27 protein-coding genes and 1 other RNA gene are annotated in these 25929 nt (G+C 55.7%); 14 read left to right on the top strand and 14 right to left on the bottom strand.

Translation table 11 applies throughout. The features are described 5' to 3' along the window. The first annotated feature begins 93 nt into the window (after positions 1-93). Together ubiT and ACOTX7_RS07930 are read left to right on the top strand one after the other, a co-directional pair. Positions 94-618 (top strand): ubiquinone anaerobic biosynthesis accessory factor UbiT, encoded by a 525-nt coding sequence (gene ubiT, locus ACOTX7_RS07935; RefSeq protein ID WP_047636368.1) that lies wholly within the window; start codon positions 94-96, stop codon positions 616-618. Beyond that, the gene (locus ACOTX7_RS07930; protein WP_006812108.1) at positions 612-1115 is read left to right on the top strand and encodes a GNAT family N-acetyltransferase; all 504 of its coding nucleotides are present in this window, start codon (positions 612-614) and stop codon (positions 1113-1115) included. The genes ubiT and ACOTX7_RS07930 overlap by 7 nt, the downstream gene beginning before the upstream one ends. Here the strand turns inward: ACOTX7_RS07930 and ACOTX7_RS07925 are convergent. Further along, positions 1102-1431, bottom strand: a complete 330-nt coding sequence (locus ACOTX7_RS07925) for a GIY-YIG nuclease family protein (protein WP_006812107.1) — start codon at positions 1429-1431, stop codon at positions 1102-1104. The genes ACOTX7_RS07930 and ACOTX7_RS07925 overlap by 14 nt on opposite strands. Before the next feature lie 14 nt (positions 1432-1445). Here ACOTX7_RS07925 and ACOTX7_RS07920 point away from each other — a divergent pair, with 14 nt between their 5' ends. Further along, positions 1446-1880, top strand: a complete 435-nt coding sequence (locus ACOTX7_RS07920; protein ID WP_148386388.1) for a YhbP family protein — start codon at positions 1446-1448, stop codon at positions 1878-1880. Here ACOTX7_RS07920 and ACOTX7_RS07915 read toward each other — a convergent pair. After that, positions 1860-2378 (bottom strand): type 1 glutamine amidotransferase domain-containing protein, encoded by a 519-nt coding sequence (locus ACOTX7_RS07915; protein WP_015571965.1) that lies wholly within the window; start codon positions 2376-2378, stop codon positions 1860-1862. The two genes, ACOTX7_RS07920 and ACOTX7_RS07915, sit on opposite strands and share 21 nt — an antisense overlap. Before the next feature lie 128 nt (positions 2379-2506). On the opposite strand from ACOTX7_RS07915, the gene ACOTX7_RS07910 reads away from it, so the two are divergent. Beyond that, a complete protein-coding gene (locus ACOTX7_RS07910) occupies positions 2507-3151 on the top strand; it encodes an NAD(P)H-binding protein (RefSeq protein ID WP_205921375.1) in 645 nt (214 codons plus the stop codon). A 40-nt stretch (positions 3152-3191) separates the two neighbouring features. After that, a complete protein-coding gene (locus tag ACOTX7_RS07905; protein WP_221256510.1) occupies positions 3192-4229 on the top strand; it encodes a permease in 1038 nt (345 codons plus the stop codon). A gap of 50 nt (positions 4230-4279) precedes the next feature. On the opposite strand, the gene dolP is transcribed toward ACOTX7_RS07905, so the two are convergent. Genes dolP through ACOTX7_RS07885 form a run of 4 tightly spaced genes read right to left on the bottom strand, consistent with a single transcriptional unit; the run spans position 4280 to position 7968 of the window. Further along, positions 4280-4855, bottom strand: a complete 576-nt coding sequence (dolP, locus tag ACOTX7_RS07900; RefSeq protein WP_006812102.1) for a division/outer membrane stress-associated lipid-binding lipoprotein — start codon at positions 4853-4855, stop codon at positions 4280-4282. A 9-nt stretch (positions 4856-4864) separates the two neighbouring features. Then, positions 4865-5455 (bottom strand): DnaA initiator-associating protein DiaA, encoded by a 591-nt coding sequence (diaA, locus tag ACOTX7_RS07895; protein WP_003861754.1) that lies wholly within the window; start codon positions 5453-5455, stop codon positions 4865-4867. Positions 5456-5476: 21 nt separating this feature from the next. Beyond that, on the bottom strand, positions 5477-5872 hold the full coding sequence (locus ACOTX7_RS07890; RefSeq protein WP_006812101.1) for a YraN family protein: 396 nt from the start codon (positions 5870-5872) through the stop codon (positions 5477-5479). Continuing rightward, entirely contained in the window at positions 5830-7968 is a 2139-nt protein-coding gene (locus ACOTX7_RS07885) for a penicillin-binding protein activator (protein WP_221256509.1), read from the bottom strand. Before ACOTX7_RS07885 ends, ACOTX7_RS07890 begins: the two co-directional genes overlap by 43 nt. A gap of 61 nt (positions 7969-8029) precedes the next feature. On the opposite strand from ACOTX7_RS07885, the gene rsmI reads away from it, so the two are divergent. Then, a complete protein-coding gene (rsmI, locus tag ACOTX7_RS07880) occupies positions 8030-8893 on the top strand; it encodes a 16S rRNA (cytidine(1402)-2'-O)-methyltransferase (protein WP_000809144.1) in 864 nt (287 codons plus the stop codon). Positions 8894-8946: 53 nt separating this feature from the next. Here the strand turns inward: rsmI and ACOTX7_RS07875 are convergent, their stop codons facing one another. The 8 genes from ACOTX7_RS07875 to garD all read right to left on the bottom strand — a co-directional run bounded on the left by ACOTX7_RS07875 (position 8947) and on the right by garD (position 16999). Next, positions 8947-9720 (bottom strand): DeoR/GlpR family DNA-binding transcription regulator, encoded by a 774-nt coding sequence (locus ACOTX7_RS07875; protein ID WP_047354443.1) that lies wholly within the window; start codon positions 9718-9720, stop codon positions 8947-8949. Between the two features lie 112 nt (positions 9721-9832). Further along, positions 9833-10876, bottom strand: a complete 1044-nt coding sequence (gene gatD, locus ACOTX7_RS07870) for a galactitol-1-phosphate 5-dehydrogenase (protein WP_221813316.1) — start codon at positions 10874-10876, stop codon at positions 9833-9835. Between the two features lie 43 nt (positions 10877-10919). After that, positions 10920-12293: a galactitol-specific PTS transporter subunit IIC gene (locus ACOTX7_RS07865; RefSeq protein ID WP_221813319.1), complete on the bottom strand. Its 1374-nt coding sequence runs from the start codon at positions 12291-12293 to the stop codon at positions 10920-10922. Between the two features lie 4 nt (positions 12294-12297). Beyond that, positions 12298-12582, bottom strand: coding sequence for a PTS galactitol transporter subunit IIB (gene gatB, locus ACOTX7_RS07860; protein ID WP_000823261.1), 285 nt, complete (start codon positions 12580-12582; stop codon positions 12298-12300). A 27-nt stretch (positions 12583-12609) separates the two neighbouring features. Further along, positions 12610-13077 carry a PTS galactitol transporter subunit IIA gene (gene gatA, locus ACOTX7_RS07855; RefSeq protein WP_221813321.1) on the bottom strand — a complete coding sequence of 156 codons (468 nt, stop codon included), beginning with the start codon at positions 13075-13077 and terminating at the stop codon, positions 12610-12612. A gap of 13 nt (positions 13078-13090) precedes the next feature. Further along, entirely contained in the window at positions 13091-14362 is a 1272-nt protein-coding gene (gene gatZ, locus ACOTX7_RS07850; RefSeq protein ID WP_221813323.1) for a tagatose-bisphosphate aldolase subunit GatZ, read from the bottom strand. Between the two features lie 34 nt (positions 14363-14396). Beyond that, positions 14397-15251 carry a tagatose bisphosphate family class II aldolase gene (locus tag ACOTX7_RS07845; RefSeq protein ID WP_221813325.1) on the bottom strand — a complete coding sequence of 285 codons (855 nt, stop codon included), beginning with the start codon at positions 15249-15251 and terminating at the stop codon, positions 14397-14399. Positions 15252-15427: 176 nt separating this feature from the next. Further along, positions 15428-16999 (bottom strand): galactarate dehydratase, encoded by a 1572-nt coding sequence (gene garD, locus ACOTX7_RS07840; protein ID WP_221256508.1) that lies wholly within the window; start codon positions 16997-16999, stop codon positions 15428-15430. A 366-nt stretch (positions 17000-17365) separates the two neighbouring features. On the opposite strand from garD, the gene garL reads away from it, so the two are divergent. From garL to tdcD, 8 genes are all read left to right on the top strand, one after another. Then, positions 17366-18136, top strand: coding sequence for a 2-dehydro-3-deoxyglucarate aldolase (garL, locus tag ACOTX7_RS07835; RefSeq protein WP_000997157.1), 771 nt, complete (start codon positions 17366-17368; stop codon positions 18134-18136). A gap of 21 nt (positions 18137-18157) precedes the next feature. Continuing rightward, positions 18158-19048 (top strand): 2-hydroxy-3-oxopropionate reductase, encoded by an 891-nt coding sequence (gene garR / locus ACOTX7_RS07830; protein WP_006812089.1) that lies wholly within the window; start codon positions 18158-18160, stop codon positions 19046-19048. Between the two features lie 56 nt (positions 19049-19104). Further along, complete coding sequence (garK, locus tag ACOTX7_RS07825) at positions 19105-20250, top strand: glycerate 2-kinase (protein WP_006812088.1); 1146 nt, start codon at positions 19105-19107, stop codon at positions 20248-20250. Positions 20251-20282: 32 nt separating this feature from the next. Beyond that, an RNA gene (gene rnpB / locus ACOTX7_RS07820) (RNase P RNA component class A) lies at positions 20283-20659 on the top strand. 674 nt (positions 20660-21333) lie between these two features. After that, entirely contained in the window at positions 21334-22254 is a 921-nt protein-coding gene (gene tdcA, locus ACOTX7_RS07815; protein WP_006812085.1) for a transcriptional regulator TdcA, read from the top strand. 96 nt (positions 22255-22350) lie between these two features. After that, on the top strand, positions 22351-23340 hold the full coding sequence (gene tdcB / locus ACOTX7_RS07810; RefSeq protein WP_032674147.1) for a bifunctional threonine ammonia-lyase/L-serine ammonia-lyase TdcB: 990 nt from the start codon (positions 22351-22353) through the stop codon (positions 23338-23340). Between the two features lie 10 nt (positions 23341-23350). After that, the gene (gene tdcC / locus ACOTX7_RS07805; RefSeq protein WP_006812083.1) at positions 23351-24682 is read left to right on the top strand and encodes a threonine/serine transporter TdcC; all 1332 of its coding nucleotides are present in this window, start codon (positions 23351-23353) and stop codon (positions 24680-24682) included. Between the two features lie 30 nt (positions 24683-24712). Continuing rightward, positions 24713-25921, top strand: coding sequence for a propionate kinase (gene tdcD / locus ACOTX7_RS07800; RefSeq protein WP_221813327.1), 1209 nt, complete (start codon positions 24713-24715; stop codon positions 25919-25921). Positions 25922-25929 lie beyond the last annotated feature (8 nt).

The raw sequence follows: 25929 nt of genomic DNA, 5'->3' as shown, positions 1-25929 counted from the left end.
GTATACCGGACAACGGTTTGTTGATTTACGCCGCTATCTTCTTGTCGGGATATGGCAAAATAGCAGGACTATAGCTATCAGGGAGTAAAGCTCGTGCTGGATAAACTGCGTTCACGTCTCGTACAATTTGGTCCATCAATGCTGAGCGTGCCGGTAAAACTGGCGCCGTTCGCGCTTAAACGCCAGGTGCTGGAGCAGGTGCTGAGCTGGCAGTTCCGCCAGGCGTTACAGGATGGTGAACTGGAGTTTCTGGAAGGCCGCTGGTTACAGATTGAAGTGCGCGATATCGGGTTGCGCTGGTTTACTTCCGTCGAGAACGAACGGCTGATCGTCAGCGAGTCCGCCAGCGCGGATGTGAGCTTTAGCGCGGACGCCAGCGATCTGCTGATGATCGCCGCGCGCAAACAGGATCCGGACACACTTTTCTTCCAGCGCCGACTGGTGATTGAAGGCGACACGGAGCTTGGTCTGTACGTCAAAAATTTAATGGATGCCATTGAGCTGGAGCAGATGCCGAAAGCGCTGCGTATGATGTTGATGCAAATGGCAGATTTCGTTGAGGCCGGGCTGAAAACCCCGCCGGACAGTAAACACACTTCAGTAGGTGAGCCATGCTGATTCGAGTCGAAATTGGGATTGATGCGCCGGGTATCGATGCGTTGTTACGCCGCTCTTTTGCAGGCGACGCCGAAGCCCAACTGGTTCACGATCTCCGCGAAGATGGCCTGATTACGCTGGGCCTGGTTGCCACCGACGATGAAGGGCAGGTGGTCGGCTACGTGGCGTTCAGCCCGGTGATTGTGCAGGGTGAGGAGTTGCAGTGGGTCGGGATGGCGCCGCTGGCGGTGGATGAAAACTACCGTGGCCAGGGTCTGGCACGCCAGCTGGTCTATGAAGGGCTGGATTCCCTGAATGAATTTGGCTATGCCGCGGTTGTCGTGCTGGGCGATCCGGCGTTCTATGAACGTTTAGGTTTTGAGCCAGCGGCTAAACACGATCTGCGCTGCCACTGGCCGGGCACGGAAACGTCGTTCCTGGTGCATCCTCTGGCGGACGATGCGCTCGACGGCGTTAACGGTCTGGTTGAGTACCACGATCATTTCAATCGCTTTTAATCAGGCTTTCGCGTAGCGCCTCAAAAGAGCCGTCTCCGGTAACGAGGCGCTCTTTCTGGCGCTTCGTCAGCTGCTTGATGCGGTATTCCAGCCTGAGCGCCAGTGATCTGTCGCCCACGGCGGCTGAAAACGCTAAATGAAGTTCACCTTTCCCCCGCAGTGCTTTCGCCCCTTTCCCCGTTTGATGTTGTAAAAAACGCCGTGCCACATCGGTGGTGATCCCGGTGTAGAGTGCGTTATCAGCGGTTCGGACAAGATAGAGAAACCAGCACACAGTAGACAGATTCAGTATGTTAAGGTGAACGCACCATAGCATGAGAGAGAGCGAAAATGGAAACACTGGCCGCCATTAACCGCTGGCTGGCAAAGCAGCATGTCGTGACCTGGTGCGTCTGTAAAGACGAGGAGATGTGGTGCGCAAATGCCTTTTATTACTACGATCCCGAGCGCGTGGCCTTTTACGTGATGAGCGAAGACAAAACGCGACATGCGCAGATGTCAGGCCCGCAGGCAAAAGTGGCGGGCACGGTAAACGGTCAGCCTAAAACCGTTGCGCTGATCCGCGGGGTTCAGTTCAAAGGCGAAATTCGTCGCCTGGAAGGTGAGGAAAGCGACGCACAGCGTAAACGCTATACGCGCCGCTTCCCGGTGGCCGCGGCGCTAAAAGCCCCGGTGTGGGAAATCCGCCTTGATGAGCTGAAATTTACCGACAACACCCTGGGCTTTGGCAAGAAACTGCACTGGTTACGCGCCGAGCAGGCGTAGCGCTTCGCGGTTAAATGCAGGCAGATCGTCAGGCGTACGGCTGGTGATCAACTGGTCGTTATCGTTCACCACTTCCTGATCGTAAAACTCGGCTCCCGCGTTTTTCAGATCGATAACGATCGGCTTCACCGCGGTGAGCTTACGCCCGCGTACCACCTCAGCGCTGATCAGCAACTGCGGACCGTGGCAAATGGCAAATACCGGTTTACCGGTGCCGACGAAGTCACGGGTAAAGGTGACGAAGCGTTCGTCTCCGCGCAGGGAATCCGGTGAATGGCCGCCCGGTAACAGCAGGGCGTCGAAATCCGACGGGCTGACGTTATCAATGGATTCATCAATGGTCACGCTGGCTTCGCCCTTATGGCCTTTCACGGTTTTACCCGCTTCTTTCTCGATGGTGACCACCTCGTGGCCCGCCTTGCGGAATGCCTCTGCTGGCGACGTAAATTCTGAATCTTCAAACTCGTCGGTAATCAAGACTGCGATTTTTTTACCCATGCTTCCTCCGTTGTTTTCGCTTCAGACTGTTTTTTTCCCGTTTGTGGTAAATACTTACCGGTAACAGACTTTTAAGTGTGGTAGAGCAGGCCCAGAACGCAAACGGACAATTCTGTAAAGGGGATAAGATGAGTCAGGTACTGATTACCGGCGCAACCGGGCTGGTGGGTGGACATCTGCTGCGGCTGCTGATCCAGGATCGCCATATCAACTCTATCGCCGCACCGACGCGTCGTCCGCTGTTGGATATCACCGGCGTCTATAACCCGCACGATCCACAGCTCACCGACGCGCTGGCGCAGGTGCAGGATCCCATTGATATCGCCTTTTGCTGCCTTGGCACCACCCGACGGGAAGCGGGCAGTAAAGAAGCCTTTGTCCATGCGGATTACACGCTGGTGGTGGATACCGCCCTGACGGCGAAAAAGCTGGGTGCGAAGCATTTTCTGGTGGTCAGCGCGCACGGTGCGAATGCAGGCTCGCCGTTTTTTTACAATCAGGTGAAGGGCAAGATGGAAGAGGCGTTAATCGCGCAGAAATGGGAGCGCCTGACCATCGTGCGGCCTTCCATGCTGATGGGGCACCGTGACGAACGTCGTTTTAACGAGTCTTTTTTCGCTCCGCTGTTTCGCATTCTGCCGGGTAACTGGAAGTCCATCGAGGCGCGGGATGTCGCGCTGGCGATGCTAAAAGAGGCGCTGGCTCCGTCGCAGGAGGGCGTTAATATTATCCCTTCGGCAAAACTGCGTGAAATCGCGCAGGGCGAGGCGTAAACTTCCCCGGCTTATTAAATAACACCTTCCGGGGAATGGTATGACTGGTCAGTCTTCATCTCAGGCGGCAACACCTGTTCAGTGGTGGAAGCCCGCACTCTTCTTTCTCGTGGTCATCATTGGCCTCTGGTATGTGAAATGGCAGCCATACTACGGTAAAGCCTTTACCGCCGCCGACACTCACAGCATCGGTAAATCAATCCTCGCCCAGGCCGATTCCAGCCCACTACGCGCGGCGTGGGATTACGCCATGGTCTATTTTCTTGCCGTCTGGAAAGCGGCGGTATTGGGCGTATTGCTTGGCTCGCTGATTCAGGTACTCATCCCGCGTAACTGGCTGGTGAAAACCCTGGGTCAACCGCGCTTACAGGGGACGCTGCTGGGAACGATATTCTCCCTGCCGGGCATGATGTGCTCCTGCTGCGCCGCGCCGGTGGCGGCGGGCATGCGCCGACAGCGCGTGTCGATGGGCGGCGCGCTTGCCTTCTGGATGGGTAACCCTCTGCTGAACCCGGCGACGCTGGTGTTTATGGGCTTTGTACTCGGCTGGCATTTCGCGTTTATCCGTCTGGTGGCTGGCCTGCTGACGGTGGTGCTTGTCGCTACGCTGGTCCAGCACCTGGTGAAAGACAACGAGGCCGGGCCTGCCTCCGTTGAGCTGGACGTCAGCGAGCCGCAGGGCAGTTTCTTTGCTCGCTGGGGTAAAGCGCTGTGGCAGCTTTTCTGGAGCACCATTCCGGTTTATATCCTGGCCGTACTGGTGCTGGGGGCGGCGCGTGTCTGGCTGTTCCCGCATGCGGATGGCGCTATCGACAACACGCTGATGTGGGTGATTGCGATGGCGGTGGCCGGGTGCCTGTTTGTGATCCCCACCGCGGCGGAGATCCCGATTATTCAGACCATGATGCTGGCCGGTATGGGTACCGCACCGGCGCTGGCGCTGCTCATCACGCTGCCAGCGGTGAGTCTGCCATCGCTTATCATGCTGCGTAAGTCATTCCCGGCGAAAGCGCTGTGGCTGACGGCGGGGCTGGTGGCGTTGAGCGGAGTGATTGTGGGAAGTATGGCGCTTGTGTGAAAAAAAGCCCGGTGGCGCTAGCGCTTACCGGGCTTACTGCCAGGCGGGAATTACTTGATGTAGGTAAAGGCGGTGGTGACGTGTTTCACGCCGCTCACCCGGCTGGCGATATCCGCTGCCGCTTTCCCTTCACGTTCCGTTACCAGACCCAGCAGGAACACTTCGCCGTTCTCCGTGGTCACTTTCACGTTTGAGGATTTCACCTGGTCGGTCCCCAGCAGCTGGGAACGGACTTTGGTGGTGATCCAGGTATCGGATGACGCGGTGCCGAGACCAATCGGCTGGCCCTGGCGGATCTCGTTAAACACTTCCGCCGTGCCTTCCACACCCATCGCGATCTGTTTGGCGCGCGAGGCGAGTTCAGGGTTTGGCGCCTGGCCTGCCAGCAGCACTTTGCCCTGATAAGCCGTCACGTTGATGCGTGCTTCCTTCTTAATCTGTTCGTCTTTCGACAGCGCACTGTTAACGCGCAGCTCAAGCGTACCGTCATCCACCTGCGTCCCAACGGTACGCGGATCGGTCGCTGCTTTGGTGCCGACCGCTGCGGTACCGACTACAGCGGCAGCGATGCATCCCTGAAGCAGTAATGCAGACATCACGACTGCAAGGGCCGATAAAACCTTCATGAGAACTCCTTAATCATCCTGGTGAGGGAAAAGCGTGTTATCGATCAGATCGCATAAGCAGTTCACCGTGAGCATATGCATCTCCTGGATGCGGGCGCTACGGTGCGAAGGAATGCGGATCTCCACATCCTGCGGCCCCAGCAGGCCAGCCAGCTCACCGCCGTCGTAGCCGGTCAGGGCGACAATCGTCATATCCCGGGTCACTGCCGCTTCAACTGCTTTAACGATATCCCGGCTGTTACCGCGCGTGGAGATCGCCAGAAGCACGTCTCCGGCATGGCCCAGGGCGCGCACCTGCTTGGCGTAAATTTCGTCATGCAGACGATCGTTGGCAATCGCAGTTAAGACCACGTTATCGGTGTTTAGTGCAATGGCAGGTAAACTCGGGCGCTCGGTTTCGAAGCGATTGATCATGCTGGCAGCAAAATGCTGTGCGTTGGCGGCGGACGTGCCATTGCCACAACAGAGGATTTTGTTGCCGTTGAGCAGCGACTGAACCAGCGTCATCGCTGCACGAGAGATCGCGTCCGGAAGGGCTTCCGCCGCGGCAATCTGCGTTTGAATGCTTTCTGTGAAGCACACTTTAATTCGTTCGAGCACGGTATCCCTTTAAAATCTTATTTATGCGTCTTCGCCAAACGCGTTTTTAAGCCAGTCGATCGCATTTCCGGTGAAGGCTACCACATCGAAACGGCAATCCACAGTATCAAAACTCCCATTATGGCGGGCAAGCCACAAGTGGGCAGTCTGTAATAATTTTTGTTGTTTGGCGAGCGTCACGCTGGCGGCAGCACCGCCAAAACGGGACGACTGTCGGTAGCGAACTTCAACAAACACGATGGTCTGACCGTCTTTCATGATCAGGTCAATCTCGCCGCCGCGCCCGCGAACGTTGGCGGCGACAAAGCGCAGTCCTTTGCCTTCAAGCCAGCGGCGCGCCGTTAACTCCCACGCGTCGCCGGTCTGTTTACGGCTTAACTGGCCGGGACAATCTGCCCCTGCTGGTATTTGAGCCATGATAACTTCCTGTTAATCACACAATCCTGGTCGGCAGTCAGATCGCCGGTATTCCCGTTAAGCTCGAAGCCCGGTACCTGACGCATCTGGGTGAAGTGGTTTGCCAGCGCCCAGGCATCGACCCCCATCGCGTACAGACGCGCCAGGGAATAGTCATTGCGCACCGCGCCCAGCGCCTGCTGCATCAACTGCGGGTTACTGCCCGCCAGCATAGGGATCTCGCTGTATTGCAGCCCGTCCATTTCCAGACGGAAATCCGGGCCTGCGGTACCCTGTGCGCTGCGTGAGCTGGCGTAGAGCGTTGCGCCGCTCTGGCTGCCGTTCCGCATGGCGATCATCGGTTTGATAAAGGCGATCTCTTCCGGCGTAGCGACGATGTATGCCGAATCCACTTTACCGCCGCCGCTGATTTGCGCGTCGGTAGGTGGTGCCGGGATCGTCAGGCCGCCGATGGTGACGCTCTGCTGCTGCGGCAGGCTGGCGGAGACCGGGCTACCGTTGAGGGCAATACCTGCCCCGCCGTTCACGCCTGCTCTCAGTTCAGACGCTGAACCAAATTTTTGCTGCAACACCACGCCGCCGCCAAGGGTTTGCCACTCCTGGGCAAACGCGTTGGCAACGCGGTCGCCCAGCGTGCTGCGCGGGATCAGCAGCAGCGGCGCCTGTTTGCCCTGCTCGTGAATATGACGGGCCGCGTCGCGGGCTTCATCCTCCGGAGAGAGGGCGAAGTAACAGATATTGGCGCGGTTCTGAACCTGCTCAGGCTGGTTAAGCGCCAGCACGTTCAGCGTGGTGTTGCTCTTCATCAGCGCTTCCACGTTGTTTTTTAACAGCGGGCCGACAACGATGCTGGCCCCGTCCTGCTGAACCTGCGCCAGCACCTGGTCAAGCGGCTGGGCGCTGGTGTCGTAGATTTTCAACTCTGCGCCAGGGTTAGCGCTGGTGGTGGCCACAGCCTGCGGCTGGGTTGCTGGCTGCTGTTCCGGCTGCGTGGTTTGCGGCTGAGGTTGTTCTGCCGTAGCGGCTGCTGGTGTTTCAGCCGGGGCCTGTGTCGCCGCAGGCGCTGGGGTCGCGGGCTGCGTCGTTGGGGCGGTGACCGGGTTCTGCATGGTGCCCTGCGCAGGGGTTTGCGCGGTGGTCAGGTCGCTGGTTTCGGCGGCGGACGGGCTGACAACGTCATTCACGTTTGCCGCCTGTGCAGCCTGCGCCGGAACGGCGCTGCCGGTGACGGCGGTGGTGCCGTTTTTCGCGGCTTCAAAACCTTGCTGAATGGCGCGACCAAACACCGCTGCCTGGCCGTTCAACGGCAGCAGCAGGGCGATTTTGCTGGTGGAGGCGGGCTTAAAGTTTTGCACGTTCACCAGCTGCGTGGGCAACATTTTCGCCCCCGGGTTTTGCGGGTAGCGCTTCTGCCAGTCGGTAATACCGGCTTTCAGCATGTCCGGATCGCTGCGGTTGTTGAACCACATCTGTTGCAGATCCAGCCAGCCTTGCAGGACATTCTCATCGGCGTTGATCACCAGCGTTTTGGCCTGATCCGGCGTCATGGAGGCGAGCGCCTGCCAGGTTGCGTCAATATTTTTCTGCTTGTCCGCACCCGCGAGCAGAGGCTCCTGGGCAATCAGCGCGCGGAGTAGCGTCAGGGAAGGGCGACCCTGCTCAGCGGTGATACCGGCCTGCCAGAAACGGGCCTGCTGGTTTTTATCCAGCGTGTTCAGATCGATGGTGCCGAGGATCTTCTTCGCGCCGTCATAATCTTTCTGCGCGACCTTCAGTTCTGCCGACAGCAAGGTCTGCTCACGACGCTGATCGTCGTTAAGCTCCTGCGGCAGCTGGCTGAACAGTTCGGCGGCCTGCTGGGTTTTCCCTTCTTTCAGCAGTGCACGAATGGCGAGTAATTGCCAGTTGATCCTGGTATCATTTGTACTCTGCGACATTTGTTGCAGATAAAAGCCAGAATCAGCCTGAGCGGATCCCTGCATATGAGCAGTGCTCTGGTCAGGTGCCTGGGTGCCGCAGCCTGTAAAGATCAGGGCTGCCAGCAGGAGGGGCACGCTGTGCGCGGCTTTTTTTCGAAGAAACGTTAACGGTACCATACTGTATCCAGTGATTTTTTTACGCAATGCTCAATATTAAATCGGCAATACGGACGAGACAATGAAACAACACGAAACGGCAGATAATTCTCAAGGCCAGCTTTATATTGTACCTACTCCTATCGGGAATTTGTCTGATATTACCCAACGTGCACTCACTGTATTGCAAGCTGTTGATTTAATTGCGGCTGAAGACACCCGTCATACCGGTTTACTGCTACAACATTTTGCCATTAACGCTCGTTTGTTTGCCCTGCACGATCACAATGAGCAACAAAAAGCCGAAACGCTGGTGGCGAAGCTTAAGGAAGGACAGAACATCGCGCTGGTCTCCGATGCGGGAACGCCGCTGATCAACGATCCGGGTTACCATCTGGTGCGCACCTGCCGTGAAGCCGGGATCCGCGTGGTCCCACTGCCGGGGCCGTGTGCTGCTATTGCCGCATTAAGCGCGGCGGGCCTGCCGTCCGATCGTTTCTGCTACGAAGGTTTCCTGCCGGCTAAATCCAAAGGTCGCCGCGATGTATTAAAGGATCTTGAAGCCGAACCGCGTACGTTGATCTTCTACGAATCCACTCACCGTCTGCTGGAAAGCCTGGAGGATATGGTGACCGTCTGGGGCGAAGGGCGCTACGTGGTGCTGGCGCGCGAGTTGACCAAAACGTGGGAAACCATTCACGGTGCGCCGGTCGGTGAACTGCTGGCGTGGGTGAAAGAAGATGAAAACCGCCGCAAGGGCGAAATGGTGCTGATTGTCGAAGGACACAAAGCGCAGGAAGACGCTCTGCCTGCTGATGCGCTGCGTACGCTGGCCCTGCTACAGGCTGAACTTCCTCTGAAAAAAGCGGCTGCGCTGGCGGCGGAGATCCACGGCGTGAAGAAAAATGCGCTGTATAAATATGCACTGGAGCAGCAGGGGGAGTAAGTCCCTGCCGCCTGTTTTGCCGGGTGGCGGCTGCGCCTTACCCGGCCTACAAATTATACCGTTATGATTTCGGTGCCCGTTTTACCCAGCAGTTCTTTTTCCTGCTTTCCGATCCCATCATCCGTGATCACACAGTCGATTTTCTCCATCGGCAGCACCTGGTTAAAGCCGCGACGGTTGAACTTGCTGGCGTCCAGCACGGCAACCACCTTGTGCGCGGCAGCTGCCATCACGCTGCTGATGGAGTAACCCTCATTGAAAGTGGTGATGCCATTGGTGGCATCAATACCGTCAGCCCCAACAAACATCAAATCGGCACTGATGCCAGTCAGCGAACGCTCGGCGATAGTGCCGTGCATAGAGTGCGTTTTATGGCGCACCGTGCCGCCGCAGACTACCAGCGTAATGTCTTTGTTCTCTGAGAGGGCAAACGCGGCGGGCAGGCTGTTAGTGATGACCGTAATATTGGCTTTTTTGGTCAACGCCTCGGCGATCAGCATCGTGGTGCTTCCGCTATCCAGAATGACCGTCATCCCTTCTTCAATCATGGCCGCCGCTGCTTGTGCGATGCGTTTTTTCGGATCGCTCGCCAGCTGGTAACGGTCTTCCAGGACGACTTCCTGACTTTCGCTTTCGGCCAGATTGCTGCCAGGCCTTGCGGCGCCACCGTGAAAGCGAGTGACCAGTCCTTTTTCTTCCAACAGGCGCAGGTCTGTTCGAATAGTCACTTCTGAAATGCCAAACATATTCGACAGATCCAGCACCATCACGCTGCCATGCGTGTTGACGAGGTCAACGATTTTATTCCTTCGCTCAAATGAGTTCATATTGAAATGCCTGATAATTAACTGCCTCCTATTCTAATCGAAGGTATGCGAAAGGGGTACGGTAATATTCGAAAGCAAATGTGAGCCAGCTCAGGTTTGCTGGCTCGCGAGGTTATGCGAAGCGCAGCATAATTTTGCCCTGCATGGGTGAACCGTTCAGGGCCTGCACGGCCTGAGCAAAACTTTCACTGTCGCCACTGTGCGCGACAAGCGGAGCTAACTGTAGTTTTTTATCTGCGAGCAGACGGGCAGCCATTTCCCACTCTTCCCCAGGCCATGACGCGGAATAGTTCATCCAGCTTCCCAGCAGCGTCAATTCCTTACGCAGAATTTTGCCGAAAGTTGCAGCGGGTAAATGCAGGTCATGATGCAATGTTCCTACCAGTGCAAGCTGGGCTCGCGGCCCGGCAATATCAATGGCAAGCGTGACGGTTTGCGGGGTTCCGGCAGTCTCCAGTACCAGTTGATCAAACCGGCTTTCGCTGAGCGCACTGTAGATGTCATCAGCGCTCATAGAACGGCTGTTAAATACCCGGGTCGCGCCCAGCCGGGATGCCAGGGCAAGCTTTTCGTCGTTGATATCGATCGCGGTGACACTGCTGGCACCCAGCGCCAGCGCGCACTGCATCGCCAGCAGACCGATGGTACCAGCACCGACAATAATGACATTTTTTCCCTCGCAGCCTGAAGCCAGGTGGAACGCATGTAACCCGACGGTAATCGGCTCAATAAATGCACCATCTTCAATCGTCATCGTCTCTGGAAGACGGAACAAATTTGCGCGCTTAACAACCACATATTCCGCATTGCCGCCCTCACTGCGTGAACCAACGAACTGGTAATGCTTACATAATGAGTAGTAGCCTTTTTCACATTCGGGGCAAGAAAAACAAGGAAGTAGCGGAACACACGCCACACCATCACCAACCTTAAGATCGGCTACGTCGGTGCCGCATGCTTCGACGTATCCGCTGAATTCATGGCCTAACGTGATGGGATAGTAGTGTGCGCCTTTGGCGAAAATTCGTGGAATATCCGAGCCACATAACCCAGAGCAGGTAACGCGTACCAGCACATCATCTGCGGCCTGAATGAAAGGAAGGGGGCGTTCTTCAACCCGCACGCTGCCCTCAGCGTGAATTACCACTGATTTCATGAATGACTCCAGAAAAAAGAGGGGAGCGTCGCTCCCCCTGTTATTAAGATGCCGTCTGGCTTTGAGGATTGGCGGCGCGTTTTTCTGCCGCAATAAAGGTGCGGGCACGACGCCATGTCAGCAGTACGCCCGTAAAGTAAATCGCAGCAATTACGATGAACCCCACTACGTTTTGCCAGGTAAAGAGTTGAATCAACAGCCAGGTTATCGGTGATCCACCCTGGTCCATAGAGGCCACCAGCCCGCCAGCTTTCAACGCGCCAGCGTTTTGCGCAAGCTGGGTATGCAGGCCGATGGTCTGGGTCGCAATCCACAGGGTGATGCCCATTATGATGACGCCGGAGATAAGCGTGCGGAACAGATTGCCCTGGTGAACTGCGACCGCCATTGCCACAAAGAAGCCGATAGTGGCGAGGTCGCCGAACGGTAGCACCTGATTTCCCGGCACCAGCACTGCAATGAGGATGGTGAGCGGGATAAAGATCAGGCTGGCGGAGACCACGGATGTATGACCCAGCAGCAGCGCGGGATCGAGCCCAATTAAAAACTCCTGGCCGCCGAATTTAGCTTGCAGACGCTTACGGGCATGTTTGGCGATGGGGTTCAGGCCGTCCATGATCGGCTTAATCACGCGCGGCATCAGCAGCATAACGGCGGCGGTTTTTACTGCCAGCTGGAGAACAGATTTAGCGTCATAGCCTGCCAGCATGCCGATAACCAGTCCCATGACAAACCCAACGGTCACAGGTTCCCCAAACGGACCAAAGCGTTTCTGAACGTCGTCAGCGCTAAAGTGAATGCGATTCAGACCCGGAATTTTGTTGATAATCGTATCCACCAGGACCGCGATCGGGCCGAGATACGCTGATGAGCCGTGAGGGATAGCGATCCCTTCGAGACCAAAGAAGTCTCGCGTGTCTTTGGCAAACCAGTCCCCCAGTTTGTAGACAAAGGCTGCGTGTACGACCACTCCCAGGATCCCGAGCCAGTAAGAGCCGGTTGCCAGGTGCAGCATCGCACCGGTGAAGGTCATGTGCCAGATGTTCCAGATATCCACGTTCACCACGCGGGTCATTCGGGTGACCAGCATGAGAATATTGACGCCAATGGCTACCGGAATTGCCACCAGCGCTATCTGCGAAGCCCAGGTCATCGGTGATGAACCCGGCCAGCCGACGTCCACCACGTGCAGATTGATCTGAAATTGCTCTGCCATCGCTTTGGCTGCCGGGCCGATGGAGTCGAGCATCAGGCCGATAACCAGCCCGATCCCCACGAAACCGATGCCGATATGCAAACCGGATTTAAAACAATCACCCAGCTTCATCCCCAGGAGCTTAGAGAAGATGATGATGACGATAGGCAGCATTACGGTTGGCCCCAGATCGAGGATGTACCGCATGATTTCGGTAAACATAATCTTACCCCTCGAGGATGGTCAGAATTTTTTGTTGCAGGGCTTCGATACCAACGCCAGAGACAAACGGCATACCGTGTACCACGGGAATGTCGCCAAAAGATCTGTCGACTTTCGCCGTGGTGCAGATGAGATCCGCGCCATCCATGTAGGTTTCAATTTCGGTTACCCGGCACTGCACCAGATCCAGCTCAATGTGGTGGGCCTCACAAAGCTCTTTGATTTCTTCTGCGGCCATAGTTGAGGTGGCAACAGCGCCGCCACAGGCGACGATAATTTTACGTTTCATAGGGTACACCTTCTTATTATCAGTATGTTATGACGCCTGGGCACAGGCCTCAGGCTCAAGGATCGTCGTCCGGAAACGGTCCGCCAGATGCTCAGCAGGGGTCGCCAGAAGCATGTCCAGCGTGTCCGGGTTTTGCAACTCACTAAAAAGGCGGCGCAGCAATTTCATTCGTGCCGCAGGGTTTTCAACAATTAGGGCGATAATGAGCGACACGGCGACGTCGCCATCATCATCTGCCTGCTGAAAGTTGACCGGTTTATCCGGGCGAATCAGGTAAATGGCGGGGCTTTTCGCATGTACGGCTTCACAGTGCGGAATTGCAACCGCATGTCGCTCCAGGGCAATGCCGGTGGGGTAGTTCATCTCCCTTTCCAGGAGTGCATCGGGATAGGTAGCGTGCACGACACCTTTTGTCAGCATCTCCTCGCCAATATGCGCCAGTGCCTGCTGGCAATCTTCAAACTCAATTCCGGTACGGACAAAAACGTGACTCATACACTCTCCGGTATCAAACGTGTTCAGGGGTACAGCCAAATCGATAGGCGCGTAATACATCCTGTATTTTGTCGATGATGAGATTTTGCGGTGTTGCCGGGATCGCATTCATTGACAATCGCTCGAACTGGACGGGCATAAACTGGCTGATTAACCCCAGAGGCAGGGACGCTGCGCTCAGGTTAGCGATCAATTTCTCTACGCTCTGGCGAATACGCGGGTGCGGCCAGTAGTAGCGAATGCGATCGGACAGGCTAAAGTGAATATCCACCATCGCCTGGCTCCAGGTCGGACGGTAGTACTTTTTCCAGTAGCCAGGTTCGTTCAGCATCACTTCATCGATGACCTCAAGCACATGGCTCCGTTGCTCCGGGGCGATGAGCGCTTGCTCCATCTGCGCAAGGGCGAAGATGGCTTCGCGCAGGGCAAAGGTGAGCGCCGGGCCGACTTTCAGGATCGCAAAGTGATCGCGAACCAGTGCTCGATAGGCCTGACGGGTCTGATAATCAGTTGAATGCGCTTCGTAAACTATCGGGGTCTGACGGATCCAGCCGGAGAGCGCTTCTGCTGCGTGTGACTGGTAGTGAATAATTTGCGTGTGGTCGAACTCCACCCCTGGCTGAACTACCATCGCAATGACGCGCGACATAGCGTCATCCAGGCCGAGCGCACCAAAGGCCACGCGATGCGTTTCCAGCGTCTGCTCTGCATCTTCCACGCGCGTCACATGTACGCGATTAATGCTGCTGGCTTCGCCTCCTGGTACAGGGACTTCTGTGCCAATGACATAGGTCAGCGCCGCTTTTTGCGCGTCGGTGGCCGTCTCCTCTGCCGCCTGACACAGACGCGCCGCACGCTGGGCTACGACCATTGGCGCTAGCGGGACAGGGTCATCGGCGCAGGACATTGAGGCATCCAGATGGATCTTGCTAAACCCGGCCGCGACATAGGCTTTGATCAGCTCAATGGACTTTTCCATCGCCGCCTCTGCGGGTTCATTCTGCCAGCAGTTTGGCCCCAGATGATCGCCACCCAAAATCAGGCGTTCCTGTGGAAAACCGACTTCCTTAGCGATTTTGAGGACAAAGTCACGGAAGTCAGCCGGTTTCATGCCGGTATAACCGCCGAACTGGTTTACCTGATTCGAGGTAGCCTCAATCAACACCTTATTGTTTGTTTGCAAATCGAAGCGCAGGGCGGCCTCAATCACCAGCGGGTGGGCTGAGCAAACTGAGCAAATGCCGAGGTGTTCTCCCGCCTTATGGCGAGCAATAATATCTTTCACGTTTCCTCCAGTTCGGGACAACAGGCTTTCGTATTCAGAGTTTTCCTTCACAGCCACAGTCAGCAATCACCTTACGCACCACCTCCTTCATGGCGTTCTTGGCAGGCACCATGTAGTGACGTGGGTCGCTGGCAGCAGGATGTGAAGAGAGATAGGTTTTCAGGGCATTCGAGAAGGCAATTTTCAGTTCTGTGGCGACGTTGACTTTACAAATGCCCAGGCTAATCGCGGTACGGATATCCGCAGCCGATAAACCGGACGCGCCATGCAGAACCAGTGGCACGTCGACCTGATTGCGGATCGCTGCCAGACGTTCAAAATCAAGTTTTGGTGTGGCAGTGTACAGTCCGTGAGCGGTACCGATAGCAACGGCCAGAGAGTCGATACCCGTCAATTCCACAAACTCGCGAGCCTGTTGCGGATTGGTGTAAAGGGCATCCTTACTGTCGACGATGAGGTCATCCTCCTGACCGCCAAGGCGGCCTAGCTCGGCTTCAACGCTTACATCGTAGCGGTGACAGAAATTCGTCACTTGCTTCACCAGTGCGACATTTTCAGAGAACGGATGATGAGAGCCGTCGATCATCGCTGAGCGGATACCTGCATGGATTTTCTGTGCGATATCGTCGAAATCTTCATGGTGATCGAGATGGATCGCCAGCGGCTGGTTGTGGGTTTTCGCCAGATCGCTGGCAATGGCGACAACATTTCCTGTTCCGGCGTAGCTGAACGTGCCGGGAGTGCCCGCAACAATCAGCGGAGAACGCATTTCAGCGGCGGTTTCAATAACCACTTGCAGCGTTTCGAGATTATGAATATTGAATGCCGGGACGGCGTAACCTTCACGCTGAGCCTTCAGCAGCATCGCTTTCGATGAGATGATAAACATCTTTCCTCCGAAACCTTTCGTTTTGTTTATGCGAAAGAAGATATAGGGTTTCGGAATATTTTTTTGTGATTCACATCTTAAAAATGAAAGAGACGAAAGTGAAAGTAAGAATGCGAAAGAATCGAAAGCAAAAAAAAGCATGGCCGAAGCCATGCTAAGCAAGGTTCACTATGAATTCACGTCACCGGCGCCGGGTTAAACACCGCCAACTGGTTATGCAATCCCCATTGATCGGAGAAGGTTTTCTTCCGCCCGCTTGCCACATCCAGAATGAAGTGGAACAGCTTCCAGCCCACCTCTTCAATACTCTCTTCCCCGGTGGCGATGGTGCCCGCGTTGATATCCATTAAGTCATACCAGCGGTTTGCCAGTTCGGTGCGGGTCGCCATTTTGATCACCGGGACCGCCATCAGGCCGTACGGCGTGCCGCGCCCGGTGGTAAAGACCTGCACCGTAATACCGGACGCCACCTGCTGGGTACCGCAAACGAAATCACTGGCAGGCGTTGCCGCGTAGATCAGGCCGCGTTTGGTTGGCCGCTGGCCAGGCGAGAGCACTTCCACAATCGCGCTCTGGCCGGATTTGGCAATCGAGCCGAGGGCTTTTTCCACCACGTTCGCGAGGCCGCCTTTCTTATTCCCCGGCGACGGGTTGGCGCTGCGGTCGGTTTTGCCCATATCGAGATAGTTATCGTACCAGGCCATCTCCTCCAGCAGGCGCTTGCCCACCTCCTCGTTGGCGGCGCGCGGCGTAAGCAGGTGGATGGCGTCACGCACTTCGGTGACTTCGGAGAACATCACCGTGGCGCCGCAGCGCACAAACAGATCGGAGGCATAGCCCACTGCCGGGTTAGCGGTGACGCCGGAAAACGCATCGCTGCCGCCGCACTGTGTCCCAACGACCAGTTCAGAGGCCGGGCAGGTTTCACGCTGGCGTTTATTCAGCTTCTCCAGATGGCGTTCTGCCACCTGCAAAATGTCGTCGACCATCGATCTGAAGCCGACATGGTGTTCATCCTGAAGACGCACAATACTGGCATCGTCAACCGGAATGGCTTTCACATCCTCCGTACCCTGCAACAGGCGTTCTGGCTGTAATTTTTCACAGCCGAGGCCAATCACCATTACCTCGCCGCCAAAGTTGGGGTTGAGGGCGATATTGTGGATCGTGCGGATCGGCACGACCGCCGCGGGTGCGTTGATCGCCACGCCGCAGCCGTACAGGTGGTTAAGACCCACCACGCCGTCGACGTTCGGGTACTTCGGCAGCAGATCGCGCTCAATCAGTTTCACCACGTAATCCACGACGCCCGCCACGCAATGCACGCTGGTGGTAATGCCGAGCAGGTTTTTGGTTCCCACACTGCCGTCCGCGTTGCGGTAACCTTCGAAGGTATAACCTTCCAGCGGAGGCAACGGCTCAGGCACGCGGGTAGCCAGCGGCAACGTCTCCAGCGGCGGGGCGGTGGGCAGCTCAACCAGCGACTCCTCGATCCAGCTACCCTGCGGGATAGCGCGCACCGCATAGCCGATGACTTCGCCATAGCGCACGATTTCGCCGTGCGCCGGGATGTCGACCAGGGCGACTTTATGCCCCTGCGGAATGTGCTCAATCAGCTCCAGGCCATCCGGAAAGCGGGTGCCTGCTTTTAAGCCATTGTCGTTGACGATAATCGCCACGTTATCGGTATCGTGCACTTTTATATAGAACGCCGTCGGCGATGCCTGTCGAATTTCAATATCGGCCATTGTTCACTCTTCTCCAGCAAAAATATCTGATACTCACTATAGCCAGATGGGTAATTGTTTCTTATTGAAGAAATAAAGAATGTCAGGTGAGGAAAGGTGAGAATGTGATCGCGATCGCTACCGAACCATTAATCGTTGATTCTGTGCATCAGCGCCCACTGTATTGTGCATATGCTCAAAATAGCGTTCGGCTCACGATGGATAATTGAGCATTAAAACAATGTACTGCCGTGTGGTGACGATTATACTGAATGACGATTTTATAACGCCAAAATTCAGGCAGGAAAATAAATATAACGCTGACGATGAGTCGGAATAAATAAAAAGATCCTGGCTAAAACTGCGGAATTAAAAAAGGTATAAGTAATGAACGACGACATCTTCCCGAATAAATTTAAGGCGGCCCTCGCCGCGCACCAGATTCAGATTGGCTGCTGGTCTGCGCTGGCCAACCCCATCAGCACCGAAGTGCTGGGTCTCGCCGGGTTCGACTGGCTGGTGCTGGACGGCGAACATGCGCCGAACGATATCAGCACGTTTATTCCGCAGCTGATGGCGCTGAAAGGCAGCCACAGCGCGCCGGTGGTGCGCGTACCTACCAACGAGCCGGTGATCATTAAGCGGCTGCTGGATATCGGCTTCTATAACTTCCTGATCCCGTTTGTTGAAACGGAAGAAGAAGCGGTGCTGGCCGTGGCGGCGACCCGCTATCCGCCGGAAGGGATCCGCGGCGTGTCCGTCTCGCACCGCGCCAACATGTTTGGCACCGTGCCGGACTATTTCGCCCAGTCAAACAAGAACATCACCATTCTGGTTCAGATCGAGAGCCAGCAGGGGGTCGATAACGTCGACGCCATTGCCGCGACCGATGGGGTGGACGGTATTTTCGTCGGCCCAAGCGATCTGGCTGCCGCTTTTGGTCATCTGGGCAACGCCAGCCACCCGGACGTGCAGCGCGCTATCCAGCACATTTTTGCCCGTGCCAAAGCGCACGGTAAACCGTGCGGCATTCTGGCGCCAGTGGAAGCCGATGCCCGCCGCTACCTGGAGTGGGGCGCAACGTTTGTTGCCGTCGGCAGCGACCTCGGCGTATTCCGCGCCGCCACGCAGAAATTAGCGGACGCTTTTAAAAAATAAACATCATTGAGGAAACAGATTATGACGCTGAAAGTGGGTTTTATTGGCCTGGGTATCATGGGCAAACCAATGAGCAAAAACCTCATCAAAGCAGGTTACTCACTGGTGGTTTTAGATCGTAATTCAGACGCGGTGGCAGAGGTGATTGCGGCTGGCGCAGAAACGGCGACTACTGCAAAAGCGATTGCTGAGCAGTGCGACGTCATTATCACTATGCTGCCAAACTCACCGCACGTGAAAGAGGTGGCGCTGGGTGAGAACGGCATTATCGACGGCGCGAAGCCGGGCCTGGTGGTGATTGATATGAGTTCTATCGCACCGCTGGCGAGCCGCGAAATCAGCGAGGCGCTGAAAGCGAAAGGCGTGGAGATGCTGGATGCGCCGGTCAGCGGCGGCGAGCCGAAAGCCATCGACGGCACCCTGTCGGTGATGGTCGGCGGCGATAAGGCCGTCTTCGACACATACTACGACCTGATGAAAGCGATGGCTGGCTCCGTGGTGCACACCGGTGAAATTGGCGCAGGCAACGTTACCAAGCTGGCGAATCAGGTCATTGTGGCGCTGAATATCGCGGCAATGTCCGAAGCGCTGACGCTGGCCACCAAAGCGGGCGTTAATCCGGATCTGGTTTATCAGGCCATTCGTGGTGGTCTGGCGGGCAGCACCGTGCTGGATGCCAAGGCGCCGATGGTGATGGATCGTAACTTCAAGCCGGGCTTCCGCATCGACCTGCATATTAAAGATTTGGCGAATGCGCTGGATACGTCCCACGGCGTGGGGGCACAGCTGCCGCTGACTGCCGCCGTCATGGAGATGATGCAGGCGCTGCGTGCGGATGGTCTGGGCACTGCCGATCACAGCGCGTTAGCGTGCTACTACGAAAAACTGGCGAAGGTCGAAATTGCTCGCTAATGACGTCCTGCCCGGTGTCGCCATGATCACCGGGCCTACGGTCCAGGCATATCACTATGAAAATCGTAATCGCGCCAGACTCTTATAAAGAAAGCCTGTCTGCCACTGAAGTGGCGCAGGCAATAGAAAAAGGATTTCGGGAAATTTTCCCCGACGCTCATTACGTCTCTGTTCCCGTTGCTGACGGTGGGGAAGGTACGGTTGAAGCGATGATCGCCGCGACGCAGGGCACCTGGCAACAGGCTGTCGTCACCGGCCCGTTAGGGGAAAAGGTGAATGCCTGCTGGGGGATCTCGGGCGACGGTACCACCGCATTTATCGAGATGGCCGCCGCCAGCGGCCTGGCGCTTGTTCCTCCCGCGCGGCGTAACCCGCTTATCACCACCACCCGCGGTACGGGGGAGCTGATCCTCAGTGCGCTGGATAAAGGCGCGCGCAATATCATTATCGGTATCGGCGGGAGCGCAACCAACGATGGGGGCGCAGGCATGATGCAGGCGCTGGGCGCGAGGTTTACGGATGCGAACGGGACGGAGATCGGCTACGGCGGCGGTAGCCTGATGGCGCTAAACCATATTGATATTTCGGGTCTCGATCCGCGTCTTCAGGGATGCACAATCCGCGTCGCCTGTGACGTGACGAATCCGCTGGTGGGTGAAAGCGGCGCGTCGCGTATCTTTGGCCCGCAAAAAGGGGCGACGGAGGCGATGATCCTCGAACTCGACGCCAGCCTTAGCCACTATGCCGAGGTGATCAAAAAATCGCTGCGTATTGACGTCAACCCGGTGCCGGGGGCAGGCGCCGCGGGCGGCATGGGCGCGGCGCTGATGGCCTTCCTGGGGGCTGAGCTGAAAAGCGGCATTGAGATTGTCACCCAGGCGCTCAATCTTGAAGAACATATTCACGACTGCACCTGGGTGCTGACAGGGGAAGGGCGTATCGACAGCCAGAGCATTCACGGCAAAGTACCCGTTGGCGTGGCGAGCGTTGCCAAAAAATATCATAAGCCGGTGATAGGGATTGCCGGAAGTCTGACGCAGGACGTGGGTGTGGTACACCAGTACGGCATCGATGCGGTGTTCAGCGTACTGACCCGCATCGGTTCGCTGGAAGAGGCGTTCCGGGGAGCCTCTGACAACATTTACCGCGCCTCGCGCAATATCGCGGCCACATTGCAGGTAGGCATGCGCAGCCAGGGGTGACAGCGGCGCGCAAACCCTCTATACTGCGCGCCGAAGCTGACCAGACAGTCGCCGCTTCGTCGTCGTCCCTTTCGGGGGAGACGGGCGGAGGGGAGGAAAGTCCGGGCTCCACAGGGCAGGGTGCCAGGTAACGCCTGGGGGGGAAACCCACGACCAGTGCAACAGAGAGCAAACCGCCGATGGCCCGCGCAAGCGGGATCAGGTAAGGGTGAAAGGGTGCGGTAAGAGCGCACCGCGCGGCTGGTAACAGTCCGTGGCACGGTAAACTCCACCCGGAGCAAGGCCAAATAGGGGTTCACATGGTACGGCCCGTACTGAACCCGGGTAGGCTGCTTGAGCCAGTGAGCGATTGCTGGCCTAGATGAATGACTGTCCACGACAGAACCCGGCTTATCGGTCAGCTTCAACTTCTTACAAAACCCCGCTTCGGCGGGGTTTTTGCTTTCTGAAGGTTGCTGAAGAGTGGGTAAGCGTAGCGCCAAACGACATCAATTCTCAATTTTGCGACGCTAAGCACATTTCACTGTTTTCTCCGATACACGTTCCTCTCATCTGCTGCGCATGATCGCAATCACAAAATTTAACGCTATAAAATGAGAAAAATGTAGTGTTGATTCAATGTTGCATTTGTTGGCTTTGTGATACGGAATGTTTTTTATTTGATAATCGAATATTGAATCTAAAAACATTCTTCTGGTGAATGTGTGATATATCCCACCCTTTAACCGAAAATGGAATAAATATTCCTGGTAAAGTTGATAAACCACAAAAATGTTTTAAAGGAATAATGCTGTTTTATTAACCTTTAATTGCCTGAAAGATAGCCTTTATTAATATTTTTAAGGCAAAAAATTCACGCTGGTTATTGCCATAAAATAAATTTATTACTGCGTTTTTTATTGGTCAATATCAGCGTAATTGCGTATTTTTATTGTGATAACTAGTTGATTAATAAAGAAATAAATCGCTATTGGGTGCGTTTGAAAAATGGGCGTTCTGGCAAATTGTGAGTAACAGCACATACCCCCGGAAACAATATTGGGTAGAATCCGCTGCGTCATAGGGAAATAAGCGCAGAATATTATGAATACTATTATTCTACCGAAAACACAGCACCTCGTGGTATTTCAGGAAGTCATCAAAAGTGGCTCCATAGGTTCTGCTGCAAGACAACTGGGGCTGACGCAACCTGCCGTCAGCAAAATCATCAGCGACATCGAATCCTACTTTGGGGTGGAAGTGATGGTGCGTAAAAACACCGGCGTAAAACTCACTGCCGCTGGCCAGGTGCTGCTGTCGTACGCTGAGTCGATCACCCGCGAAATGAAAAACATGGTAAGCGAGATCAACAGCCTCAGTTTCAGTACCGTCATGGACGTTTCCTTTGGCTATCCGTCGCTGATTGGCTTCACCTTTCTGTCCGGGATGATCAAAAAATTCAAGGAAGTGTTCCCGAAAGCGCGCGTCTCCATGTATGAAGCGCAGCTCTCTTCATTCCTGCCCGCCATTCGCGATGGTCGGCTGGATTTCGCCATCGGCACGCTGAGCGACGGAATGCAGCTTCAGGATCTTCACGTCGAGCCTCTGTTTGAATCCGAGTTTGTGCTGGTGGCGAGTAAATCACGAACGTGCACCGGCCCGACCAGACTGGCATCGCTCACGCATGAGCAGTGGGTGATGCCGCAAACCGATATGGGCTACTACAACGAACTCCTGACCACCCTGCAAGACAACCACATCAGCATTGAAAACATCGTCCAGACCGATTCCGTCGTCACCATCTATAACCTTGTCCTCAATGCCGATTACCTGACGGTGATCCCCCGTGACATGATTGCACCATTCGGTTCGGATCAGTTTATCGTTTTGCCAGTAGAAGATGAATTACCCGTGGCGCGTTATGCCGCCGTGTGGTCGAAAAATTACAGTATTAAAAAATCGGCGTCAGTATTAGTTGAGTTGGCAAAACAATATTCGTCGATGAATATCGAAAAACGACGATAGAAATAATGATGATTTAAAACACCCGGAGCGATGCTTTTTAACGCTCTGATACCCTGACTTTGCCTGAAAACAATGAATTATTATAACGAGGATATTATGCACATTACTTACGATCTCCCGGTGACTATTGAAGATATTCAGGACGCCAGAAAAAGACTGGCGGGAAAAATCTATAAAACCGGTATGCCGCGCTCAAATTATCTCAGCGAACGGTGTAAGGGTGAGATATTCCTGAAATTTGAAAATATGCAGCGTACCGGTTCGTTTAAAATACGTGGAGCGTTTAATAAATTAAGCTCGCTGACCGATGCGGAAAAACGCAAGGGCGTGGTGGCCTGCTCTGCGGGAAACCACGCGCAGGGGGTCTCGCTCTCCTGTGCCATGCTCGGCATTGACGGCAAAGTGGTGATGCCGATGGGCGCGCCGAAATCCAAGGTTGCCGCCACGCGCGACTACTCCGCCGAAGTGGTGCTGCACGGCGAAAACTTTAACGACACCATCGCCAAAGTGAGCGAAATCGTCGAGATGGAAGGGCGCATATTTATCCCGCCTTACGACGATCCGAAAGTGATCGCGGGTCAGGGCACCATTGGCCTGGAAATCCTCGAAGATTTATATGACGTGGATAACGTGATTGTCCCCATCGGCGGCGGCGGTTTAATTGCCGGTATTGCGACAGCAATTAAATCCATCAACCCGACCATTAATATTATCGGCGTACAGTCTGAAAACGTGCACGGCATGGCGGCATCGTATCAGGCCGGAGAAATAATCAACCATCGCGTTACCGGTACATTAGCCGACGGCTGCGACGTGTCTCGCCCGGGTAAATTAACCTTCGAAATCGTTCGTGAATTAGTCGATGACATTGTGCTGGTCAGTGAAGACGAAATTCGCAACAGCATGATCGCGCTTATTCAGCGAAATAAAGTGGTGACGGAAGGCGCGGGCGCGCTGGCGTGCGCGGCGTTATTAAGCGGCAAACTTGACCACTATATTCAGGGCCGAAAAACCGTGTGCATTATTTCCGGCGGCAATATCGATCTCTCCCGTGTTTCCCAAATTACCGGCTTCGTTGACGCATAAAGGATGACTTATGAGCAACACAGAAAGCATTATCGTTGGCCAGACAAAAACGTCCACCTGGCGTAAATCGGATACCACCTGGACGCTCGGCCTGTTTGGTACCGCCATTGGCGCAGGCGTGCTGTTTTTCCCCATTCGCGCAGGCTTTGGCGGACTGATCCCCATCCTGCTGATGCTGGTACTCGCCTTCCCGATTGCGTTTTACTGCCACCGCGCGCTGGCGCGCCTGTGTTTGTCCGGCAGTAACGTCTCCGGCAACATCACCGAAACGGTGGAAGAGCATTTTGGTAAGACCGGCGGGGTGGTGATCACCTTCCTCTACTTCTTCGCCATTTGCCCGCTGCTGTGGATTTACGGCGTCACCATTACTAACACCTTTATGACCTTCTGGGAAAACCAGCTCCAGATGCCCGCGCTGAACCGCGGCGTGGTGGCGCTGTTCCTGCTGCTGCTGATGGCCTTTGTGATCTGGTTCGGTAAAGACCTGATGGTGAAGGTGATGAGCTACCTGGTGTTCCCGTTCATCGCCAGCCTGGTGCTGATTTCTCTCTCGCTGATCCCGTACTGGAACTCAGCGGTTATCGACCAGGTCAACCTGAGCGATATCGCCTTCACCGGTCATGACGGCATTCTGGTCACGGTGTGGCTGGGGATCTCCATCATGGTCTTCTCCTTCAACTTCTCGCCTATCGTCTCGTCGTTCGTGGTCTCCAAGCGCGAAGAGTACGAGCCGGAGTTCGGGAAAGAATTCACCGAGCAGAAATGTTCCAAAATCATCGGTCGCGCCAGCCTGCTGATGGTTGCCGTGGTGATGTTCTTTGCCTTTAGCTGCCTGTTTACGCTCTCGCCGCAGAACATGGCGGACGCCAAAGCGCAGAACATCCCGGTGCTCTCTTACCTGGCAAACCACTTTGCGTCCATGTCAGGCAGTAAATCCACGTTCGCTACGGTGCTGGAATACGGTGCGTCCATTATCGCGCTGGTCGCTATCTTTAAATCCTTCTTCGGCCACTACCTGGGTACGCTGGAGGGACTGAATGGCCTGATCCTCAAGTTCGGTTACAAGGGCGACAAGAAGAAAGTCTCCGTCGGCAAGCTGAACACCATCAGCATGGTCTTCATCATGGGCTCCACCTGGATTGTGGCCTACGCCAACCCGAACATTCTGGACCTCATTGAAGCCATGGGCGCGCCAATTATCGCTTCACTGCTGTGCCTGCTGCCGATGTACGCCATCCGCAAGGCGCCTGCGCTGGCGAAATACAAAGGCCGTACCGAGAACATCTTCGTTACCGTGGTTGGCCTGCTGACCATTCTGAACATCGTGTACAAACTGTTTTAAATCAAAGCTCAGGAAGAGCGGAGCCATACCATGATTGAGTTTCCGGTAGTACTGGTCATTAACTGCGGATCGTCCTCTGTTAAGTTTTCGGTGCTGGACGCCGCAAGCTGCGATGCTCTGATGACGGGCATTGCGGACGGCATCAACACTGAAAAAGCCTTTATTTCCGTGAACGGGGGTGAGCCAGTCAGACTGGCTCACCAGGACTACGAAGGGGCGCTGGCTGCCATCGCCCTGGAGCTGGAGAAGCGCAACCTGATGAGCAGCGTGGCCTTAATCGGCCATCGCATTGCGCACGGCGGCGATCTCTTCAGCGAGTCAACCCTGATCACGGAAGAGGTGATTGAGCAGATCCGCCAGGTTTCCCCGCTGGCGCCGCTGCATAACTACGCCAACCTGAGCGGCGTGGAAGCCGCAGAGCGCCTGTTCCCTGGCGTGCAGCAGGTGGCGGTATTTGACACCAGCTTCCACCAGACCATGGCGCCGCAGGCGTATCTGTACGGCCTGCCGTACCGCTATTTTGAAGAGCTGGGCGTACGCCGCTACGGCTTCCACGGCACCTCTCATCGCTACGTGGCGGCGCAGGCGCATACGCTTCTCGGGCTGTCCCCCGGTGACAGCGGCCTGGTGATTGCCCATCTCGGCAACGGCGCGTCCATCTGCGCGGTGCGTAACGGCGAAAGCGTGGACACGTCCATGGGCATGACGCCGCTGGAGGGGCTGGTGATGGGTACGCGCTGCGGCGACGTGGATTTTGGCGCGATGGCGTGGATCGCCCAGCAGACCGGCCAGTCGTTCGAGGATCTGGAGCGCGTGGTCAACAAAGAGTCGGGGTTGCTGGGGATCTCCGGGATTTCTTCAGATCTGCGGGCATTAGAGAAGGCCTGGCACGAAGCTAATGAGCGGGCCGCGCTTGCGATACACACCTTCGTTCACCGCGTTGCGCGGCACATTGCGGGGCACGCCGCGTCCCTGCACCGTCTGGATGGCGTGGTGTTCACCGGCGGGATCGGTGAGAACTCCGTGCTCATCCGTACGCTGGTGGTGGAGCACCTGAAGGTGTTTGGCATCACCCTCGACGAGGCGAAAAATGCCCTGCCGGGCAGCGCGGGTGAGCGCGTCATCTCCACCGAGTCGTCCCGCGCGGCCTGCGCGGTTATCCCTACCAACGAAGAAAAAATGATCGCGCTGGATGCCCTCCGTCTTGGGAAGGTTACTCCGGCCGCGGCTTACGCCTGATAAAGCGA

It is taken from the genome of Enterobacter cloacae complex sp. IR5418, assembly GCF_049238105.1.
Taxonomy (GTDB): domain Bacteria; phylum Pseudomonadota; class Gammaproteobacteria; order Enterobacterales; family Enterobacteriaceae; genus Enterobacter; species Enterobacter hormaechei.
The sequence above is the reverse complement of the archived record's forward strand: the minus strand, read 5'-3'. Positions and strand labels throughout refer to the sequence as shown.

Bases quoted from the DNA above. Each gene is read 5' to 3' on its own strand.
- tdcA (WP_006812085.1), top strand. From the start codon at position 21,334: ATGAATACTATTATTCTACCGAAAACACAGCACCTCGTGGTATTTCAG.
- ACOTX7_RS07845 (WP_221813325.1), bottom strand. From the start codon at position 15,251: ATGTTTATCATCTCATCGAAAGCGATGCTGCTGAAGGCTCAGCGTGAA.
- tdcD (WP_221813327.1), top strand. From the start codon at position 24,713: ATGATTGAGTTTCCGGTAGTACTGGTCATTAACTGCGGATCGTCCTCT.
- garR (WP_006812089.1), top strand. From the start codon at position 18,158: ATGACGCTGAAAGTGGGTTTTATTGGCCTGGGTATCATGGGCAAACCA.
- tdcC (WP_006812083.1), top strand. From the start codon at position 23,351: ATGAGCAACACAGAAAGCATTATCGTTGGCCAGACAAAAACGTCCACC.
- garD (WP_221256508.1), bottom strand. From the start codon at position 16,999: ATGGCCGATATTGAAATTCGACAGGCATCGCCGACGGCGTTCTATATA.
- ACOTX7_RS07875 (WP_047354443.1), bottom strand. From the start codon at position 9,720: ATGAACTCATTTGAGCGAAGGAATAAAATCGTTGACCTCGTCAACACG.
- ACOTX7_RS07915 (WP_015571965.1), bottom strand. From the start codon at position 2,378: ATGGGTAAAAAAATCGCAGTCTTGATTACCGACGAGTTTGAAGATTCA.
- ACOTX7_RS07885 (WP_221256509.1), bottom strand. From the start codon at position 7,968: ATGGTACCGTTAACGTTTCTTCGAAAAAAAGCCGCGCACAGCGTGCCC.
- ACOTX7_RS07925 (WP_006812107.1), bottom strand. From the start codon at position 1,431: ATGCTATGGTGCGTTCACCTTAACATACTGAATCTGTCTACTGTGTGC.
- ACOTX7_RS07930 (WP_006812108.1), top strand. From the start codon at position 612: ATGCTGATTCGAGTCGAAATTGGGATTGATGCGCCGGGTATCGATGCG.
- gatA (WP_221813321.1), bottom strand. From the start codon at position 13,077: ATGAGTCACGTTTTTGTCCGTACCGGAATTGAGTTTGAAGATTGCCAG.
- gatB (WP_000823261.1), bottom strand. From the start codon at position 12,582: ATGAAACGTAAAATTATCGTCGCCTGTGGCGGCGCTGTTGCCACCTCA.
- ACOTX7_RS07890 (WP_006812101.1), bottom strand. From the start codon at position 5,872: ATGGCTCAAATACCAGCAGGGGCAGATTGTCCCGGCCAGTTAAGCCGT.
- ACOTX7_RS07910 (WP_205921375.1), top strand. From the start codon at position 2,507: ATGAGTCAGGTACTGATTACCGGCGCAACCGGGCTGGTGGGTGGACAT.
- garL (WP_000997157.1), top strand. From the start codon at position 17,366: ATGAACGACGACATCTTCCCGAATAAATTTAAGGCGGCCCTCGCCGCG.
- garK (WP_006812088.1), top strand. From the start codon at position 19,105: ATGAAAATCGTAATCGCGCCAGACTCTTATAAAGAAAGCCTGTCTGCC.
- gatD (WP_221813316.1), bottom strand. From the start codon at position 10,876: ATGAAATCAGTGGTAATTCACGCTGAGGGCAGCGTGCGGGTTGAAGAA.
- tdcB (WP_032674147.1), top strand. From the start codon at position 22,351: ATGCACATTACTTACGATCTCCCGGTGACTATTGAAGATATTCAGGAC.
- rsmI (WP_000809144.1), top strand. From the start codon at position 8,030: ATGAAACAACACGAAACGGCAGATAATTCTCAAGGCCAGCTTTATATT.
- ACOTX7_RS07920 (WP_148386388.1), top strand. From the start codon at position 1,446: ATGGAAACACTGGCCGCCATTAACCGCTGGCTGGCAAAGCAGCATGTC.
- ACOTX7_RS07905 (WP_221256510.1), top strand. From the start codon at position 3,192: ATGACTGGTCAGTCTTCATCTCAGGCGGCAACACCTGTTCAGTGGTGG.
- ACOTX7_RS07865 (WP_221813319.1), bottom strand. From the start codon at position 12,293: ATGTTTACCGAAATCATGCGGTACATCCTCGATCTGGGGCCAACCGTA.
- dolP (WP_006812102.1), bottom strand. From the start codon at position 4,855: ATGAAGGTTTTATCGGCCCTTGCAGTCGTGATGTCTGCATTACTGCTT.